Origin of the sequence: Actinomyces faecalis (assembly GCF_013184985.2) — a bacterium.
GTDB lineage: Bacteria > Actinomycetota > Actinomycetes > Actinomycetales > Actinomycetaceae > Actinomyces > Actinomyces faecalis.
Genome location: NZ_CP063418.1, coordinates 1,638,145 through 1,655,796, shown reverse-complemented (window position 1 = coordinate 1,655,796; position 17,652 = coordinate 1,638,145). Strand labels below are relative to the sequence as shown.

The 17,652-nt window shown below is 66.8% G+C and carries 15 protein-coding genes; all 15 read left to right on the top strand.

Annotated elements, in window-relative coordinates:
* Positions 1–3 precede the first annotated feature (3 nt).
* The 15 genes from HRL51_RS07120 (at position 4) to HRL51_RS07050 (ending at position 17,651) form a co-directional block, all read left to right on the top strand.
* Positions 4–978 (top strand): copper transporter, encoded by a 975-nt coding sequence (locus tag HRL51_RS07120; RefSeq protein ID WP_172121255.1) that lies wholly within the window; start codon positions 4–6, stop codon positions 976–978.
* A complete protein-coding gene (locus HRL51_RS07115) occupies positions 975–1,874 on the top strand; it encodes a hypothetical protein (protein ID WP_218957618.1) in 900 nt (299 codons plus the stop codon). Before HRL51_RS07120 ends, HRL51_RS07115 begins: the two co-directional genes overlap by 4 nt.
* Position 1,875: 1 nt before the next feature.
* Positions 1,876–3,549 (top strand): murein biosynthesis integral membrane protein MurJ, encoded by a 1,674-nt coding sequence (gene murJ, locus HRL51_RS07110; protein WP_172193398.1) that lies wholly within the window; start codon positions 1,876–1,878, stop codon positions 3,547–3,549.
* Complete coding sequence (locus HRL51_RS07105) at positions 3,546–4,691, top strand: glycosyltransferase family 4 protein (RefSeq protein WP_218957617.1); 1,146 nt, start codon at positions 3,546–3,548, stop codon at positions 4,689–4,691. Before murJ ends, HRL51_RS07105 begins: the two co-directional genes overlap by 4 nt.
* Before the next feature lie 61 nt (positions 4,692–4,752).
* Positions 4,753–6,537: a CTP synthase gene (locus HRL51_RS07100; protein WP_172193400.1), complete on the top strand. Its 1,785-nt coding sequence runs from the start codon at positions 4,753–4,755 to the stop codon at positions 6,535–6,537.
* A complete protein-coding gene (locus tag HRL51_RS07095) occupies positions 6,534–7,214 on the top strand; it encodes an NUDIX domain-containing protein (protein ID WP_172193401.1) in 681 nt (226 codons plus the stop codon). The genes HRL51_RS07100 and HRL51_RS07095 overlap by 4 nt, the downstream gene beginning before the upstream one ends.
* A gap of 207 nt (positions 7,215–7,421) precedes the next feature.
* Entirely contained in the window at positions 7,422–8,546 is a 1,125-nt protein-coding gene (locus tag HRL51_RS07090; RefSeq protein ID WP_172121259.1) for a LacI family DNA-binding transcriptional regulator, read from the top strand.
* On the top strand, positions 8,543–9,847 hold the full coding sequence (locus HRL51_RS07085; protein ID WP_172121260.1) for a sugar ABC transporter substrate-binding protein: 1,305 nt from the start codon (positions 8,543–8,545) through the stop codon (positions 9,845–9,847). Before HRL51_RS07090 ends, HRL51_RS07085 begins: the two co-directional genes overlap by 4 nt.
* A gap of 68 nt (positions 9,848–9,915) precedes the next feature.
* Positions 9,916–10,824: a carbohydrate ABC transporter permease gene (locus HRL51_RS07080; RefSeq protein WP_172121261.1), complete on the top strand. Its 909-nt coding sequence runs from the start codon at positions 9,916–9,918 to the stop codon at positions 10,822–10,824.
* Between the two features lies 1 nt (position 10,825).
* Positions 10,826–11,788, top strand: coding sequence for a carbohydrate ABC transporter permease (locus tag HRL51_RS07075; protein ID WP_172193403.1), 963 nt, complete (start codon positions 10,826–10,828; stop codon positions 11,786–11,788).
* Positions 11,789–11,821: 33 nt separating this feature from the next.
* Positions 11,822–12,745: a glycoside hydrolase family protein gene (locus HRL51_RS07070; protein WP_172193404.1), complete on the top strand. Its 924-nt coding sequence runs from the start codon at positions 11,822–11,824 to the stop codon at positions 12,743–12,745.
* Between the two features lie 249 nt (positions 12,746–12,994).
* Positions 12,995–14,413: a glycoside hydrolase family protein gene (locus HRL51_RS07065; protein WP_172121264.1), complete on the top strand. Its 1,419-nt coding sequence runs from the start codon at positions 12,995–12,997 to the stop codon at positions 14,411–14,413.
* Positions 14,414–14,449: 36 nt separating this feature from the next.
* On the top strand, positions 14,450–15,805 hold the full coding sequence (locus tag HRL51_RS07060; RefSeq protein WP_172193406.1) for an ABC transporter substrate-binding protein: 1,356 nt from the start codon (positions 14,450–14,452) through the stop codon (positions 15,803–15,805).
* Between the two features lie 65 nt (positions 15,806–15,870).
* Complete coding sequence (locus tag HRL51_RS07055) at positions 15,871–16,752, top strand: carbohydrate ABC transporter permease (RefSeq protein ID WP_235954481.1); 882 nt, start codon at positions 15,871–15,873, stop codon at positions 16,750–16,752.
* 2 nt (positions 16,753–16,754) lie between these two features.
* Positions 16,755–17,651 carry a carbohydrate ABC transporter permease gene (locus HRL51_RS07050; protein WP_172193408.1) on the top strand — a complete coding sequence of 299 codons (897 nt, stop codon included), beginning with the start codon at positions 16,755–16,757 and terminating at the stop codon, positions 17,649–17,651.
* The last annotated feature ends 1 nt before the right edge of the window (position 17,652 follow it).

Genomic DNA, 17,652 nt, shown 5'->3' with positions numbered 1-17,652 from the left:
CTCATGATCGACTTCCGTTACCACCTGGTCTCCCTGATCTCCGTCTTCCTCGCCCTGGCGGTCGGCGTCGTCCTGGGCGCGGGACCGCTGCAGAACTCGCTGGGCAACACGCTCAACGACCAGGTCACCTCGCTGCGTGAGGACCGCAACGCCACCCAGGGCAAGCTGGAGCAGACTGAGACGGCAGTCAACGAACGCGACGAGTACATCACCGCCGTGGCTGCTGCCTACCTCCCCAGCTCCCTGACGGACCGCAAGGTCGCCCTGGTCGCCCTGCCCGAGGCTGACAGCTCTGACCTTGAGACGGTCACCGCCCAGCTTGAGGCTGCCGGTGCCACAGTCGTGGCTCGTGTGAGCCTGACCACCGCCTGGGTCGACACCTCCCGTGAGACCTTCCGCTCGACCTACTCCGGCCAGTTCGCCGGCTACATGGAAGGCGTGACGGGCACCGGCAACACCGTGCTCGGCGCCGGCCTGGCGACCGCGCTGACCTCCTCCAAGGAGGCGAGCGCCGCGGCGCTGACCGACCTGCTCAAGGCCTCCGACAGCCCGCTGATGACCGTGGACGCGGAGCCGAGCGAGCCGGCTGACAGCGTCGTCGTCGTCGGGCCGCGTACCACCATGACCACGGGGGAGGCCCCGACCCCGGCGCCGACCGAGGGCATGAGCCTGGTGGCCTGGAACGAGGCCCTGGGCGGGCTCGCCTCCGTCACCCCCTGTGTCGTCATCGGTGCTGCGGACGTCAAGACCGACCTCGTCACCCAGCTGCGCTCCTCCCAGACCAAGGTGACGACCGTCGACTCGGTCGGCCAGGTCGCGGCCGCGGTGTCGGTGCCTCTCGCGCTGGCGCACGCCCAGGCGGGCAGCTCGGCTGCCTACGGGTTTGACGAGGGTGCCGAGGCAGTGATGCCCGCGCTTGCGCAAGCAGCCGCCTCTGCTGAGCCTGCGCCGACGGACGCGGGGAACACGGACCAGTGACGACCTCGTCGCGCGTCCTGCGCCTGGCCCCCGCCATCGCGGGGGCTGGCGTCGTCGCAGCCGTCAACCGGCTCGTGGCTGCCCAGCCGCGCCTGGACGCGCCACTGGAGCGGACGAACTTCCACAGCCGCACCGTGAGCCTGCGAGGAGGTGTGGCGGTGGCGGCCGGTGCCACCGCCGTCGGCCTGACGAGCGCCGTGGTTGCGCCCGGCGACCTGCCAGGGCGGCGAGCCGCTGGCGCGGCTGGCCTGGCTACGGCAGCAGCAGGCGCGGCTGGCCTGGCTGACGACCTGGACCAGGGAGCCCATGACGGTCAGACGCCGGCCAAGGGCCTTGCGGGTCACCTCGGGGCGCTCGCCGAGGGACGGGTCACGACGGGCGCGCTCAAGATCGCGGTGATCGGTTCCGGCGCCGCGCTCGCCGGCGGGGTCATGGCTGCGAGCGCGGCGAGCCACGGTCACAGGCTCCGGGCGGTGGGGGACGCGGTGGTGCGCGCCGTCGCCATCGCCTCGTGGGCCAACGTCCACAACCTTCTCGACCTGCGGCCTGGTCGCGCGCTCAAGGTCGCAGGGCTCCTGGCCACGCCGGTCGCCCTGACTCCGGCGTCCTCAGGGCCGGTGCCTGCTGCCCTGGCTCGTGGAGCCCTGGCCTGCGTGGCCGCGGGTGCCGCCGACGACCTGGCGGAGCGCACCATGCTCGGTGACACCGGCGCCAACGCCGTGGGCGCGCTGGTCGGCGCGACCCTGGCTGCCCACCCCAGCCGGTGGCTGCGGGCCGCCGGCGCCCTCACCGGAACCGCACTCGTACTGGCCAGCGAGAAGGTCTCCTTCTCCCGCGTCATCGCCCGGACGCCTGTTCTCTCCGCGCTGGACGTCCTGGGACGTCGGGAGGCCTGAGGTGCGGCGCTCACCTGGCGCGCGTGCGGGACTGCTCGGCGCCGCCGGCTCCGTGGCAGGCCTGACTCTCGTCTCACGTGCTCTGGGGTTCGTGCGCTGGGTCGTCCAGGCCTCCACGGTGGGAGCCGGGGCGGTAGCCGGGGCCTACTCGACAGCCAACCAGGTCCCCAATGTCCTGTACGAGGTCGTGGTCGGGGGAGCGCTGGCCGCCACGATCGTGCCGATGCTGGCCACGGCGGTGCGGACGGGACGCAGCCAGGACGCCGAGCGCACGGCCTCAGGCCTGCTGGGAACCGTCCTGGTGCTGCTGGTTCCCCTCGCCGTGCTCCTGGCTGTGCTCGCTGACCCGATCGCTGCGCTCTTCCCCCTGTCCCAGGGGGCGGACCCGGGCTACCAGCACCAGCTCGTCGCCGACTTCCTGCGGATGTTCGCTCTCCAGGTGCCCCTGTACGGTGTCGGCGTCGTGCTCACCGGCGTCCTGCAGGCCCACGGCCGCTTCACCTGGCCCGCGCTCACGCCTGTGGCCTCCAGCCTGGTGGTCATGGCGACCTATGCCGTCTACGGGCGTATGAGCGCGGCCAGTCCGCAGGCGCCTTCCCACCAGGCCCTGGAGGTGCTGGGGTGGGGCACGACAGCCGGTGTGGCGGCGCTGAGCCTACCGCTGGTCTGGCCGGTGGCACGCCTGGGGCTACGGATCCGTCCCAGCCTGCGGCTGCGCGCCGGCGAGCTGCGACGGCTCGGTCGTCTGGGCGGCGCCGGGCTGTGGACCCTCCTGGCGCAGCAGGCCAGCGTGCTGGTGGTCCTGGCACTGGCGCGTAGCGGCGGACAGGCCGGGACCGTCGCCGTCTACCAGTACACCCAGGCGGTCTACGTCCTGCCCTACGCCGTGCTCGCCGTTCCCGTGTCCACCGTCCTCTACCCGCGGCTGGCAGCGGCGCTGGGGCAGGGCTCACCCGACGGCGCCGCGGTGACCGAGCTGGCAGCGCGCTCGACGGCGCTGGTCGCCGCCGTCGCAGCGGCTGGGGCAGGGGCGCTCGTGGCCGTGAGCCACGGCGCACAGGTCTTCTTCTCCCTGCTCACTGACGTTGACGGCATGGGACAGGCCCTGGCGGTGGCCGCACCGGGGCTGGTCGGCTACGCGCTCATCTTCCAGGTCACTCGCGTCCTGTTCGCGGCCGACCGCGCGGGCTCGGGAGCGGCTGCGACCTGCCTCGGCTGGGTCGGTGTCATCGTCGTCTCGGTCCTTGCCGTGCACGTGATGGCGCCGCAGGGAGGTGACTCGCGCGCCACGCTGGTGGCGCTGTCCGTCGGGCTGACGGCCGGGATGAGCCTGGCCGGGCTCGGTCTGCTGGTCGCCCTGGCCCGCCTGCTGGGAGCCGCGGTCCTGTGGCCCGTGCTGCGTGCGCTCGTGGTCGCCGGTGCAGCGGCCGCACTGGGCGGGCTGGCCGCCCTGCGGGTGACGACGACGCTGGTCGGCCAGGTGCCGACGGCGGTCTACCTGGCGGTGTGCCTGGTGGCGGCACTGACGGTGGCGGCAGCGAGCCTGGGGCTCGCGCTGGCCGCTGACCGCAGGCTCGTCGGTGTGCTGCGCCGTCGGTCCGCTGAGACTGACGCGGACGCTGGACAGGCTGGCACGATGGACCTGGACGGCGACGGTGCCCAGGAGGACCGATGACCAGGAGCGAGAGCAGTCCGGACCGTATGCGTGTGCTGGAGGTGTGCGGCTCAGCCGCAGGAGGGGTGCGTGTCCACGTGGCTCACTGCGCCCGGGTCCTGGCCAGCGCTGGCCATGACGTCATCGTCGAGGCTCCGGCCTCGGTGCTGGCCGGTGCGCGGCTCGGGCCGGCTCGTGGTGAGGCGCTGGAGATAGGCCCGAGGCCTGGCCCGGGAGACCTTCAGGTCCTGGCGCGGCTACGCCGCCTGGGCAGGAGCGCTGACGTCGTCCACGCTCACGGCCTGCGCGCCGGGGCCCTGGCGGCACTGGCTCTGGGACGACGCCGTGCCCGGCGTACCCGCCTGGTCGTCACCGAGCACAACCTGCCGGTAGGAGGACGCCTGACCAGGGCGACGGGACAGGCTCTGGCTCGGCTGGTCGCCTCCCGTGCCGACTACGTCCTGGGCGTCAGCCCTGACCTGGTGGAGCAGGCCCTGAGCATGGGAGCGGTGCAGGCCGAGCTCGCCGTCGTGCCTGCCGTGACGGCTCCTCAGCCCGGCGGCCAGGCCACGGGACTGAGTGCTGCGGACGTGGAGGAGGTCTGGTCCAGCGCCGGCTACCGCGTGCTGACGGTGGCGCGCCTGGCGCCGCAGAAGGGACTGGACCTGCTGCTGGAGGCGGCGGGTCTGCTGCCAGGTGCCCTCGCCCAGGCGTCCAGCAGCCCGGTGCCGGGCAGCGACGTGACCTGGGCGGTGGCCGGTGACGGCCCCCTGGCCGACGAGCTCGCGGCGAGGATCAAGCGTGATCGGCTGCCGGTGCGTCTGCTGGGACGGCGGACGCAGGTCAGTGAGCTGATGAGGGCGGCTGACGTCGTCGTCCAGACCTCGTTGTGGGAGGGACAGCCCATCACCGTCCAGGAGGCGCTTGCCGCCGGGGCGGCGATCGTCGCTACCGACGTGGGAGGGACCCGGGTGACCGCACGCGGTGGAGCCCGGCTCGTGCCGCCGCAGCCTGAGCAGATAGCGAGCGCGGTCGCAGGGCTGCTGGCGGACCCGGCGCGCCGTGAGGCCGCGCGTGCGAGCGCCCGCCAGGCCGCTGAGCGGCTGCCTGGCGAGGCCGAGCTCGCCGCCCAGCTTGCGGCAGTGCTGGGAGACGGGGTGTGAGTCGCCTCTAGCCCACCGTGTCCCGGAGGTTTCGTCCTGCTGGATACGCTGGAGTCCCGTGATGAGCACGTCCAGCCGCTCTAGCGGTCAAAAGAGTGAAGTCCCTGCCCACATCTTCGTCACCGGTGGTGTCGTCTCCTCCCTCGGCAAGGGGCTGACGGCCTCGAGCCTGGGAAGGCTGCTGCGCTCACGCGGTATCAGTGTGGCGATGCAGAAGCTCGACCCCTACATCAACGTCGACCCTGGCACGATGAACCCCTTCCAGCACGGCGAGGTCTTCGTCACCGAGGACGGGTCGGAGACTGACCTGGACATCGGCCACTACGAGCGCTTCCTCGACGTCAACCTCTCCGGCAAGGCCAACGCCACCACCGGTCAGGTCTACTCCCGCGTCATCGCCAGGGAGCGCAGGGGCGAGTACCTGGGAGACACCGTCCAGGTCATCCCGCACGTCACTGACGAGATCAAGCGCGTCATGCGCTCCCAGGCCGAGCCCGGGCCGGACGGGGAGGTGCCCGACGTCATCATCACCGAGATCGGTGGCACCGTCGGTGACATCGAGTCCCAGCCCTTCCTGGAGGCGGCCAGGCAGGTACGTGCTGACCTGGGACGGGCCCACGTGGCTTTCGTCCACGTCTCCCTCGTCCCCTTCCTGCCGGCGGCCGGTGAGCTCAAGACCAAGCCGACCCAGCACTCCGTGGCGGCGCTGCGCTCGATCGGCATCCAGCCTGACGCCCTGGTGCTGCGCACCGACCGTCCTCTGCCGGACGGGGTCAGGGGCAAGGTGGCGCTCATGTGCGACGTCGACCGCGAGGCGGTCATCGAGTGCAAGGACGCCGCGAGCATCTACGACGTGCCTCCTACCCTGCACCGCGAGGGCCTGGACGCGTTCCTCGTCCAGCGCCTGGGCCTGCCCTTCCGTGATGTGGACTGGACGGAGTGGAACGGTCTGCTCGACCGCGTCCACAACCCCTCCCGGCGGCTCGAGGTGGCACTGGTGGGCAAGTACGTCGACCTGCACGACGCCTACCTGTCCGTCTCGGAGGCCATCCGTCACGCGGGCTTCGCCTGCGAGGCGAAGGTGGAGATCCGCTGGGTCGCCTCAGACACCTGCGAGAGCCCGGAGGGGGCCCAGCGTGCCCTGTCCGGGGTGGACGCCGTCGTGGTCCCCGGAGGATTCGGGGTGCGGGGGATCGAGGGCAAGCTCGGGGCGCTGCGCTGGGCCCGCGAGCACCGGGTACCCACGCTCGGCCTGTGCCTGGGCCTGCAGTGCATGGTGATCGAGGCCGCCCGTAACCTGCTGGGGCTTCAAGGCGCCTCGTCCACCGAGATGGACCCCGAGACCCCGGACCCCGTGGTCACCACGATGGACGCCCAGCGCGAGTTCGTCATCGGCGGGGGAGACCTGGGCGGGACGATGAGACTGGGCGCCTACCCGGCGGTGCTGGCCGAGGAGTCGGTCGTAGCCGAGGCCTACGGCGTCTGCGAGGTCAGCGAGCGCCACCGCCACCGCTTCGAGGTCAACAACGCCTACCGCGAGCGCCTGGAGGCAGCCGGCCTGCACGTGTCCGGTACCTCGCCGGACGGTCAGCTCACGGAGTTCATCGAGCTCGACCGCTCTCAGCACCCGTACTACGTCGCGACCCAGGCCCACCCCGAGTTCAGGTCGCGGCCTACCCGTGCCCACCCGCTGTTCACAGGGCTGGTGCGGGCCGGTCTGGAGCGCCAGCGCGACCGCCTCGCCTCGCGCAGCCAGGAGGTACCCGTCGCTGAGGACGACCACTCCGAGGCGCCGACCGGTACCGTGGGTCCTGGCAGCGTGACGACGACGCAGGAGGCACAGTGAGCCAGGAACCAGGGAGCGAGCGGCTCCACGACGTGCGCGACTCACGGCAGGTCAGCAGCAGCGAGCAGGTGTGGGCCGGCCCGATCCTCACGGTGGAGGACGAGCGCATCGTCCTGGCGCCGGGTACTGAGGCGGTACGCCGTCAGACCGTGACCCACCACGACGCCGTCAGCGTCCTGGCCTGGCGTGAGGGGGAGGACTCCTCCCAGGACGACGGCGCGCCCGAGGTCCTCATGGTGCGTCAGTACCGTCACCCGGTGCGTGCTGGTCTGTGGGAGATCCCGGCCGGGCTGCTCGACGTCGTCGGGGAGGCGCCGGTCGTCGCGGCGGCGCGGGAGCTGGCTGAGGAGACCGACCACGAGGCGAGGACCTGGCACACGCTCGTCGACTACTACGCCTCGCCCGGCTTCACGACTGAGGGCTGCCGCTCCTTCCTCGCCCGCGGGCTCAGCGTCCTGCCTGTCGAGCAGCGCGTGCCCCGCGAGGCCGAGGAGGCTGAGCTCGTGCCGACGTGGTTCCGTTTTGACGACGTCGTCGCCGCTGTCCTCGGGGGAAGGCTCCACAACCCGGCTACCTGCATGGCGGTGCTGGCCGCTGACCGGCTGCGCGCTCGCGGCTGGGAGGGGCTGCGGGAGGCGGACGCACCGTGGTTGAGGAGCCCGGTGAGCCTGTCGTGACCCGGTGGCTGCGCCCCGCACGGTGGCTCGTGACACGAGAGTGTCGCGGGCCACTTTTCATTGCGAGGACTCCCATTCTTCAGTGAAGCGATTAACGCACTGACATTAACGACGTTAAACGGTTGACGAGCGAGGAGTGTTGGTGCATGATGGTCTCGCAGGCGACACAGGTGTCTGCTGTGACCTGACGGCAAGAGAGGAGGGGCGATGACGACTCTGGCGGATGTGGCACAGGCTGCCGCGGTCTCGACCGCCACGGCCTCCTTGGTGCTGTCGGGCAAGGACAACGGCCGGGTCTCGGCGACGACGGCGAAGCGCGTGCGTGGGGCCGCCCGCGAGCTCGGGTACGTGCGGAACGCCCTGGCCGCCTCGATGCGCAGCCAGCGCACGCGGACGCTTGGCGTCGTCGCCAACGACGTGCTGTCCACGCCCTACGCGGTCTCGATGGTCGAAGGCATCCTGACGACGGCTCGGTCGCACGGCTGGTCGGTCATCTTCGCTGACACCGGAGGAGACGCCACGGAGCGTCGTCGCGCGGTGGAGGAGCTGCGCTCGCGCCAGGTCGACGCCATCATCTATGCGGCGATGTACCACCAGGAGGTAGTTGTCGACGAGGGCCTGGAGGACGTCTTCGTCCTCAACGGCTTCGCCGACCGTGCGGGAGTCCCAGGAGCCGTTCCTGACGAGGAACGTGCCGCCTTCGAGGCGACGACGCACCTCATCGGGCTGGGGCACCGGCGCATCGCGCACCTCACGCACGGCTCTGATGCTGTAGCCGTGGCCTTGCGTATCCAGGGGTACCGGCGTGCCCTGCTCAGCCACGGTCTGCCGTGGGACGAGAGCCTGCTGCTGTCTGGTGAGAACGATCCTGCCGGTGCGGATGAGACTGCTGGGCGGATGCTCGACCTCTCTTCCCGGCCCACGGCCGTCTTCTGCTACAACGACGCCATGGCTGCCGGGGTGTACCGGCAGGCCGCGCGTCGAGGGCTGAGGATCCCCCAGGACCTGTCGGTGGTCGGCTTTGACGACCTCGTGCTCATCTCCACCAACCTGGATCCGCAGCTGACCACGATGCGGCTGCCTCACTATGAGATGGCTGAGTGGATGACGCGTGGGGTGGTCGCTGGAGGCGCGCAGGACCTGCCGCCGGGGGTGACCCGTATGCGCTGTGAGCTCGTTGAACGAGGGTCGACGGCGCCACCTGGCCCTCCCTCCAGCCCTGAGACCTCGACAGAGCGGCTCGGGCGTACACACACGCTTCCGGCTCACAGGAGCCGGGGGAACTCCATCCCGGATAGCACATCCCAGATGACACAAAGGAGTGTTCCATGATCACGACTCGTCGTACCTTCCTCGGCCTGGGCGCTGCCAGTGCGGCGGCCCTGACCCTGGCGGCCTGCTCCTCGCAGGGCAAGAACGCCTCGGGCTCAGGATCTGGTGGCAAGGGCGGGCTGACGCTGTGGACCCACAGCGCCGGCGGAACAGATGAGTACGCCGTCATCGAGGGCATCGTCAACGACTTCAACGCCGAGAACCCCGACACCCCGATCACGATCACGGCCTTCCCCCAGGCCTCCTACAACGACGCGATCGTGGCGGCGGCCGCCTCCGGCGACCTGCCTGACATCCTGGACCTGGACGGGCCGATCATGCCGAACTGGGCGTGGTCGGGCTACCTCGCTCCTCTGACGCTGCCGAGCTCGCTGACTGACAAGATGGTCGACTCCACCAAGGGCTACTACGGGGACACGCTCTACTCCGTCGGACCCTACGACACCTCTCTGTGCTTCCTCGCCCGCAAGTCCGCGATCGAGCAGATCGGGGCCCGCGTCCCCACGGTTGACTCTCCGTGGACCAAGGACGAGCTTGAGGAGGTCCTGACCAAGCTCAAGGCCCTCCCGGACTACGAGCACGCCATCGACCTGTCGAACTGGGACGCCGCGGAGTGGTGGCCCTACGCCTACGCTCCGATGCTGCAGAGCTTCGGTGGCGACCTGATCGATCGTCAGACCATGGCGAGCGCCGACGGCGTTCTCAACGGTCCTGAGGCAGTGGCCTTCGGCGAGTGGTTCCGTCACCTGTTCGCTGACGGCCTGGCCTCCCAGACCCCGGCTACGGATGGCCAGGACTTCCTGCAGGGCAAGGTCCCGATGGTCTACACCGGCGGCTGGAAGGTGCTCCAGGCGCAGGAGACGCACGGCCTGGACGAGGTCCTCATCCTGCCTCCGGTGGACTTCGGTGCGGGTGCCAAGGTCGGCGGTGGCTCCTGGCAGTGGGCCGTGTCCGCGACCTCGAAGAACCAGGAGGCGGCCAACAAGTACATCGAGTTCCTCATGCAGGACAAGTACCTGGTCAAGTACTCCGACGCGATCGGCACCTACCCCTCGATCGGGTCGGCGATCCCGGACACCGCCAACTACGGCGAGGGCAAGCCCCTGGAGCCGGTCTACGAGATCGGCAAGACCTTCGCGCTGCTGCGACCGGCGACCCCGGGCTACAAGACGATCTCCTCGGTCTTCGACAAGGCGCTGCGTGACATCGCCTCCGGCGCTGACGTCCAGGCCAGCCTCGACCAGGCAGTCAAGGACATCGACGCTGACATCAACTCCAACAACGGCTACAAGGCCTCCTGACGGCCCCGGCCTGAACTCACTGATCCGGCGGGAGGCTCGAGAGCCTCCCGCCGGGAAGGGAGAATGACGTGTCTACCTCCGTTGCCGCTCGGCGCAGCGCGAGCTCTCGTCGAGAGGCGCTGCAGGCGTGGCTGATGAGCTCACCGGCTCTCATCCTGCTACTGCTCTTCATGGGCATCCCGATCCTTCTGACCTTCGCGCTGTCCCTGACCAACGCCCGGCTCATCTCACCCAACCCGCCCTCCTTCGTGGGACTAGCGAACTTTCAGCGGGCTCTGGGATCGGATCCCACCTTCATCCGGTCACTGACGAACACAGCCTTCTTCGCTCTCATCGTCGTCCCGTGCCAGTCCGGACTCGCTCTGGCGCTGGCCATCCTGGTGAACCAGAAGGTCAAGGGCGTCACGGCCTTCCGGACCATGATCTTCATGCCGGTCGTGACCTCCATGGTGGTGGTCTCGATCCTGTGGAGCTTCTTCTACGAGGATGACGGACTGTTCAACTCGGTGCTCAACACCCTGACCGGTGGTGGCTGGACTGCCGTGGCCTGGCTCAACAACCCGGGTACGGCGATGCCGGCGATCATCGTGCTGTCGATCTGGCAGGCCGTCGGGCTCCACATGATCATCTGGCTCTCAGGCCTGCAGGGTATCGACCCTGCGCTGTATGAGGCGGCGGACCTTGACGGCGTCAACGGCTGGCAGCGATTCCGCTACGTGACCTGGCCGGGCCTGCGCTCGACGATGGTCTTCATCCTCGTGACGATCACGATCGCGGCCCTGGGCCTGTTCGTCCAGGTCGACGTCATGACCTCTGGCGGACCCCAGGACGCCACCTCGACACTCGTCTACCACGCCGTGCGTAAGGGCTACCGCGAGCAGGACATGGGCTACGGAAGCGCGATCTCGCTGATCTTCTTCGTCTGTGTGCTTGCCATCAGCCTGATCCAGCGCTGGCTGACCAGGGAGAAGGACTGACATGGCTACACAGACTGCTCTGTCTCGCTCGCAAGCGGACTCCGCCCAGCAGCCCACCGCTCAGCACGTGCCTGGAAGGCGTGGCCGGGCGGCGACCAAGCGGCGCTCGCGCGTCCTGACCTACATCGGTCTGGTCATCGCGTCCGTCATCGCGGTCTTCCCGCTCCTGTTCATGATCTTCTCCTCGCTCAAGTCCGACTCGCAGATCTTTGCCGACCTGGGCGGCGTCAAGGCGTTCCTGCCGGTAGGGGAGCTGTCGCTGGACAACTACGAAGGCGTCTTCCAGCGTGTGCCTGCCGGCCGCTTCCTCCTGAACTCGGCGATCGTGACCGTGTGCATCGTGGTCCTCGGTCTCGTCGTCAACTCGATGATCGGCTTCGCCATCGCCAGGATGCGGTGGAAGGGCAAGCGCCTCATCCTCTCGCTGGTACTGGCTACCCTCATGGTGCCTTTCGAGACCATCGCGGTGCCGCTGGTCTTCTGGGTCGCCAAGCTGCCGTCGCTGCAGTGGGTCGTGGACGGGTTCCTGGTCAAGCAGGGGATGCTGAACACCTACCAGGTCCAGATCCTGCCCTACATCGCCAACGCGCTGGCGATCTTCCTCTTCTCACAGCACTTTGGGGACATCCCCAAGGAGATCGACGAGGCTGCGCGCATGGACGGCGCGAGCTGGTTCACCATCTATCGCAAGATCGTCGTCCCGCTGTCTGGACCGACTTTCGCTACGGTGGCCATCATCATGATGCTGCCGGCATGGAACTCCTACCTCTGGCCGCTCATGGTGGTGCAGGAGGAGGCCATGCGCCCGGTCAGCGTAGGAATGCAGTACTTCTTCCAGCTCAACCCCGTGTGGGGCGAGATCATGGCCTACGGCACGCTCATCACGGTGCCGATGCTGGTGCTGTTCATCATCTTCCAACGTTCCTTCGTCCAGTCACTGGCCGGTACCGCGGTCAAGGGCTGACAGTGACCCTGTACCTGAGATAAGGCGAGTGATATGGCGCTTACCCTTGCGGACCACTGGATGTGGGACCACTGGATCGTTCGTCACGGCGGGCAGCACCACCTGTTCTTCCTGCGTGCCTCCAAGGCGCTGCACAACCCCGACCGGCGTCACTGGCGGGCCTCGATCGGTCACGCGGTATCCACGGACGCGCGTGCCTGGACCCTGCTTCCAGACTCCCTCGTCCACTCCGACGGACCGGCCTTCGACGATCAGGCAACCTGGACAGGTTCCGCGGTCACCAAGGATGACGGCACGCTTCGGCTCTTCTATACCGGGATCTCCCGTCGCGAAGGAGGGATGGTTCAGCGAGTTGGCTGGGCCGACTCTGAGGACGGAGTGACCTTTACCCGTACCTGCGCCGAGCCTGTTGAGGCCGACAGCCGCTGGTACGAGAAGTGGAACCCCTCCTATCCCTGGGACGAGCCGTGGAGGGACCCATACGTCTTCCGTCACGAGGGGCGGTGGCACATGCTGGTCACGGCGCGTCGTGCCGGTGTGGATCGTCTTCACGCTGGTGTGATCGGTCACGCGGTGTCTGACGACCTGGACCACTGGGAGGTGCTCGAGCCGTTGACCGAGCCCAGTCAGTTCGGTCAGCTAGAGGTCAGTCAGTCACGATTCGTCGACGGTAAGCACCTGCTGGTCTTCTCCTGCGGGCGTGACATGCAGGCCGCTCCGTGTGACGGAACGGTGTGGGTCGCCGAGGGTGAGGGGCCCTTGGGGCCGTGGGACGTGGACGGTGCCCGCTACATCGAGCCCACGCACCTGTACGCCGGCCAGGTCTTCGAGATGGCGGAGGGCCAGTGGGCCTTCACCGGCTTCGACGACGGGGAGGACGGGATCTTCCGTGGGGTGATCCCTGACCCGCTGCCATGGAACGAGGTACGGCTCACGCGGGTGACTGCCAAGCGCTGAGACAGGGTGCCGTCGCCGAGCCCGGCAGACCGCTGAGCTCGAGCCTGCGGCTGATGTGATCGCGTGATCTGGGTGTGGACGGGCCTGACAGGCCCGTCCACACCCAGATCACGCGATCACGCGTTGTACTGACGTGTCGCACGGTCAGTACTTCGGCGATAGATGTGGCGTAGGTCATGGTTAAACGCTTGACCAGAAGTCAAGAGACCTTCTATTCTTTGGTTAAGCGATTGATCACGAGGAAGTGACATGACTTCAGATCTCTACTTCCGTCCCAGTCCCCACTGGGTGGGAGACGTCATCCCCTTCACCGACGGCGACGAGATTCGTCTTTACTATCTGTGCGAGCGCCGCATGACCCCTAAGCCGGGTACACCGTGGAACCTGGCTGTAACCCATGATCTTGTCCACTACGAAGACCGGGGTGAGGCGCTGCCTGCTGGCGGTGTTGAGGATGAGGACTTCAACGCCTACACCGGCAGCATCGTGAGGGATGACGAAGGGGTGTTCCACCTCTTCTATACGGCGAACAACCCTCAGGCCCTAGCGCCCAGCGGGCGTTCTCTCCAGCTTGTTGCTCACGCCACGAGTACTGATGCACGCTCATGGGACAAGCAGCCTCAGGACACCTTCGGTGCGCCAGAAGGTTACGACCCTGCCGACTGGCGTGACCCCTATGTGTACCGCACCCCAGGGGGGCAAGGCTGGACGATGATCCTTGCTGCACGGCACCGGGACGGACCTGATCGTCGTCGTGGGGTCGTGGCACGTCTGACCAGCGAGGACCTCAGGTGCTGGCAGATCCAGGAGCCCTTGTGGGATCCGCACCGTTTCATCACACAGGAGTGCCCGGAGGTCTTTCGGATCGGCCAGTGGTGGTACCTGGTCTACTCCGAGTTCTCCGACCGGTTCACGACACGCTACCGCGTTGCCAGATCGCCCGAGGGCCCGTGGTCGGCGCCTGAGCGCGACACGATTGACGGCAGGGCCTTCTATGCTGCGAAGTCCGTCCAGTGGCACGGGCGAAGGCTCTTCTTCGGGTGGATCGCCTCGCGAGAGGGGGAGACCGACAGCGGGCCGTGGCTGTGGGCGGGCACGATGGCTGCGCTGGAGGCCGTGCAGAATCCTGATGGCAGCCTGGCACTACGACTACCTGAGGAAGTCCTTGGGGCTTTCGCTCGGCCTCTGGACGTCGATCACGAACCGGTACGGCTGGAATCGAGGACGGGCTACTCGGCACGGATCCTGACTGGCTGTCTGCCTGATCCGGCGCGTGTGTCTCTTGATCTTGCCTGGGAGGAGGGCGCTCGTGAGGTCTCAGTCCTCCTACGCACTGATGAGTGTGGAGAGGAGGGGTACGTACTGCGCCTGGAGCCGTCCCAGTCACGTATGGTGCTCGACCGCTGGCCTCGTCGCGAGCCTGGGACCGAGCAGTGGCACGTAGCAGGCGATCAGCCGCACTTCATCGAGATGGAGCGCCCCGTTGACCTCAGCGCCGGCCGCGCGCACCTCGACCTCATTATGCACGGCGAGCTGCTCCAGTGCTGCCTGGACGACCAGGTGTGCCTGTCGACCAGCGTCTACGACCATCCCAGCGGTCGCCTCGGTGTGGCGGTGCTCGATGGCAGCCTCGTCATCCGTTCCCTCGATGTCCTGACCTGTTCTTGACCACGATTCTCAGACACCTTTCAAAGGAGAAAGACCATGCAGATCAAGCGTTCACAGTTTCTGGTCCTCAGTGCCGCCGCGCTGGCGGCACCGCTGCTCGGTGCCTGTGGCGGAAAGCGGGGCGCCGCCGCCCCGTCCTCGGCGGTAGCGATCGATCCGGAGGGAGAGATCAAGCCGCGAGAGGTGTCCTGGCTGTTGTCGCGTGCCGCCAATGGTGCGGTGATCAACACGATGCAGACGATTGCTCAGGAGTACGCCAAAGAGCATGAGGGCTTCAAGCTGACCTTTATCACGACGCCAGACAGGCCCTCGTACATCCAGAAGTATGAGACCTTGGCCGCTGCCAACCAGCTGCCCGAGTTCTTCGATACCGACGCCACGCCGTTTGCCCAGAAGCTCGCTCGACAGAACCGGATGGTCAATATCGAGGACCTGCTCGACAACCTGGGTATCGCGGACACCTACCGGCCCGCAGCGCTTGACTACCAGCGCTTTGACGACGGCTCGCTCTACATGCTGCCGCTGGAGTACGGGATCGAGGTGTTCTGGTACAACAAGGCGCTCTTCGAGGCCGCAGGCGTGGAGGTTCCCGGCTCGTTGGATGAGTTCCCTGAGCTGTGCCGCAAGCTTGCCGCGACCGGAGTGGTACCTATCGCGCTGGACGGCCTCGATGGCTGGACGCTGGAGCGATACGTGGCTTATCAGCCTTTCCGCCTGGAAGGAGCGGACTACATCAAGAAGCTGAAGAAGGGCGAGGCGACGTTCTCTGACGAGCCCGGGCGTGCCACGGCTCAGTGGCTCCATGACTTGGGGGCTGCTGGGGCCTTCCAGGAAGGCTTCTCCTCGGTGGGGTATACCGATGCGCAGAATCTCTTTACCTCGGGTAAGGCTGCGATCTACAACATGGGGACCTGGGAGCTACCCAGTCTGGCTACGACGGAGCTGCCCGAGGATCTCCAGGACCAGATCGGCTACTTCACGCTCCCGACTGTCAAGGACGGCAAGACAGGGCCGAACGAGTACGTCGCTCCCTCAGGAATCGGTCTCGCTGTCAACGCTGCCACCTACGACCCGCTCATTCACGACTTCCTCCGTTTCGCCTTGGAGAAGTACCCCCAGATGTATGCGCAGACGGGCCTGCTCGGTCCGACAACAGTCGAGCCCGTGATCCCGGACAATGCGCTGCCGATCTACCAGCAGGCGATCGATGAGGCGGGCAAGATCGATGGACAGGTCCTGATGCCGTGGGACACCCAGCTTGATCCGACGACAAATACCAAGATCTCCCAGGAGCAGGTGCTGCTCGTCCAGGGGGACCTGAGCGTCGAGGACTTCCTCGCCACGATGGACGCGGCGCTCACTGAGAACGCCTCCGCCTACTTCAGTGAGTGACGACGTGGCCCGGCAGACGGATTCCGGGCTGCCGGGCCACTGAGCCCCATGAATCTTGAGAAGGCATGATGCTTCCTTATCGCTCACGACTGTCTGTCATTGTCTTTCTGCTTCCACCTGTCCTGCTGTTTGGCGGCGGCGTGCTGCTGCCGATCTTCCAGTCTCTGTTCCTCAGCTTCTTCCGCTGGGACGGAATCACCGAGATGCAGTTCGTCGGGATCGACAACTATGCGAAGATGCTCGGTGGTGATCCGACCTTCTGGAAAGCCTTCGTCAATCAGCTGATCTATCTCCTGATCTGCGTCGTGATCCAGATGGGTGCCGGCCTCGCAATTGCCTGCTTGCTCCTGACGATCACGCGAGGGCGGGAGACGCTCAAGGTCTTCTACCTCATGCCTGCGGTGATCTCGACGACGGCTATCGCCCTGCTTTTCCAACGGATCTATTCCTACGACCCGACTGGGCTGGTCAACTCGCTTCTGGAGGTGGTGGGCCTGGGCGGTCTTGCCAGGCCCTGGCTCTCGGACGTCCATACCGTGCTGGCGGCGGTCTCTGTGCCAGAAGGATGGCGATTTCTTGGTCTCTACACGATCATCCTGTACGCCGCGCTGCTGTCTGTTCCCAAGGAGCTGGAAGAGGCCGCGGCCCTGGACGGGGCCAATCCATGGCAGGTGTTCATCAAGATCCGGTTCCCGCACATACGCCCGGTGTGGGTTACGACCATGGTCATGGTTGTGACATATGGCCTCCGAGGGTTTGACATCCCCTACCTGCTGACCAACGGAGGCCCGGGGCAGGCCTCGGAGCTGGTCACGACATACATGTACAAGACGGCATTCGTCAGTACGAATTACGGCTACGCGTCTGCCATCTCGGTCTTCATCGTGATTGAGTGCCTGGTCGCTGTCGGCCTCATCTTCATGCTGGCTCGTCGAAGGGAGTCCTGATCATGAGTACCGCAGTATCGTCCTCCCGGTTGCGTCCTGGAGCGACCTCGGCTGGCCCACGGCGTCATCGGCGTCTTCGTACCGCCCAGATCATCTACCGGGTGCTACTTGGCGCTGTGCTCGTGATCCAGGTCTATCCCCTCATCTGGCTGATCCTGACGTCGGTGCGCTGCCCAGAGGACTTCGCCTCCTCCAGCCCGTTTGGTCTGCCTGGTTCCTTCACGCTTGACAACTTCACCCGGGCTTTTGAGCAGGGACAGATTCCGACCTACATCGCGAACAGTGCCATTGTCACGGCGGGAGCCTGTGCCTTGATCACCGTGTGCGGGATGACGGGGGCCTACGCCATCCAGGTCCTTGGTTTTCGGGGTGCCAAGGTCGTTCGTTCGGTCTTTCTCATGGGGATCGTGGTGCCGGTCCAGATCGCTCTCGTGCCGTTGTTCATCGACTACTCGAATATCGGACTGCTTGACACACACCTGGCGATCATCATTCCCCTGGCAGGTTTTGCCCTGCCGATGTCCTTGTTCCTCTTCATCTCCTTTTTCAGCTACATCCCACGTGAGATCTATGAGGCGGCGTCGATTGACGGTGCTGGACCGTATCGAATCTTCATGGCGATCACTGTCCCGATGTCTCTTAACACTGTGATCACAGTGGTGATGGTCAATGCGATCTTCATCTGGAACGAGTTCGTCTTTGCCAACACCTTCGTGCTGACCGAAGGCCTCAAGACGATCCCGCTGGGACTGCAGAACTACATCGGCAATATGGGCAAGACGGACTGGACGGCTACCTTCGCGGCGGTCGCGGTCACCGTGACACCTTTGCTGCTCGTCTTCCTCGCACTGAACAAGGCGATGATCTACGGTCTGGAAAGCGGTTCAACGAAGGGATGAC

Coding starts and splice junctions, on each gene's coding strand:
- HRL51_RS07120 (WP_172121255.1), top strand. CDS start 4: ATGATCGACTTCCGTTACCACCTGGTCTCCCTGATCTCCGTCTTCCTC.
- HRL51_RS07105 (WP_218957617.1), top strand. CDS start 3,546: ATGACCAGGAGCGAGAGCAGTCCGGACCGTATGCGTGTGCTGGAGGTG.
- HRL51_RS07100 (WP_172193400.1), top strand. CDS start 4,753: ATGAGCACGTCCAGCCGCTCTAGCGGTCAAAAGAGTGAAGTCCCTGCC.
- HRL51_RS07090 (WP_172121259.1), top strand. CDS start 7,422: ATGACGACTCTGGCGGATGTGGCACAGGCTGCCGCGGTCTCGACCGCC.
- HRL51_RS07085 (WP_172121260.1), top strand. CDS start 8,543: ATGATCACGACTCGTCGTACCTTCCTCGGCCTGGGCGCTGCCAGTGCG.
- HRL51_RS07075 (WP_172193403.1), top strand. CDS start 10,826: ATGGCTACACAGACTGCTCTGTCTCGCTCGCAAGCGGACTCCGCCCAG.
- HRL51_RS07070 (WP_172193404.1), top strand. CDS start 11,822: ATGGCGCTTACCCTTGCGGACCACTGGATGTGGGACCACTGGATCGTT.
- HRL51_RS07065 (WP_172121264.1), top strand. CDS start 12,995: ATGACTTCAGATCTCTACTTCCGTCCCAGTCCCCACTGGGTGGGAGAC.
- HRL51_RS07060 (WP_172193406.1), top strand. CDS start 14,450: ATGCAGATCAAGCGTTCACAGTTTCTGGTCCTCAGTGCCGCCGCGCTG.
- HRL51_RS07055 (WP_235954481.1), top strand. CDS start 15,871: ATGATGCTTCCTTATCGCTCACGACTGTCTGTCATTGTCTTTCTGCTT.
- HRL51_RS07050 (WP_172193408.1), top strand. CDS start 16,755: ATGAGTACCGCAGTATCGTCCTCCCGGTTGCGTCCTGGAGCGACCTCG.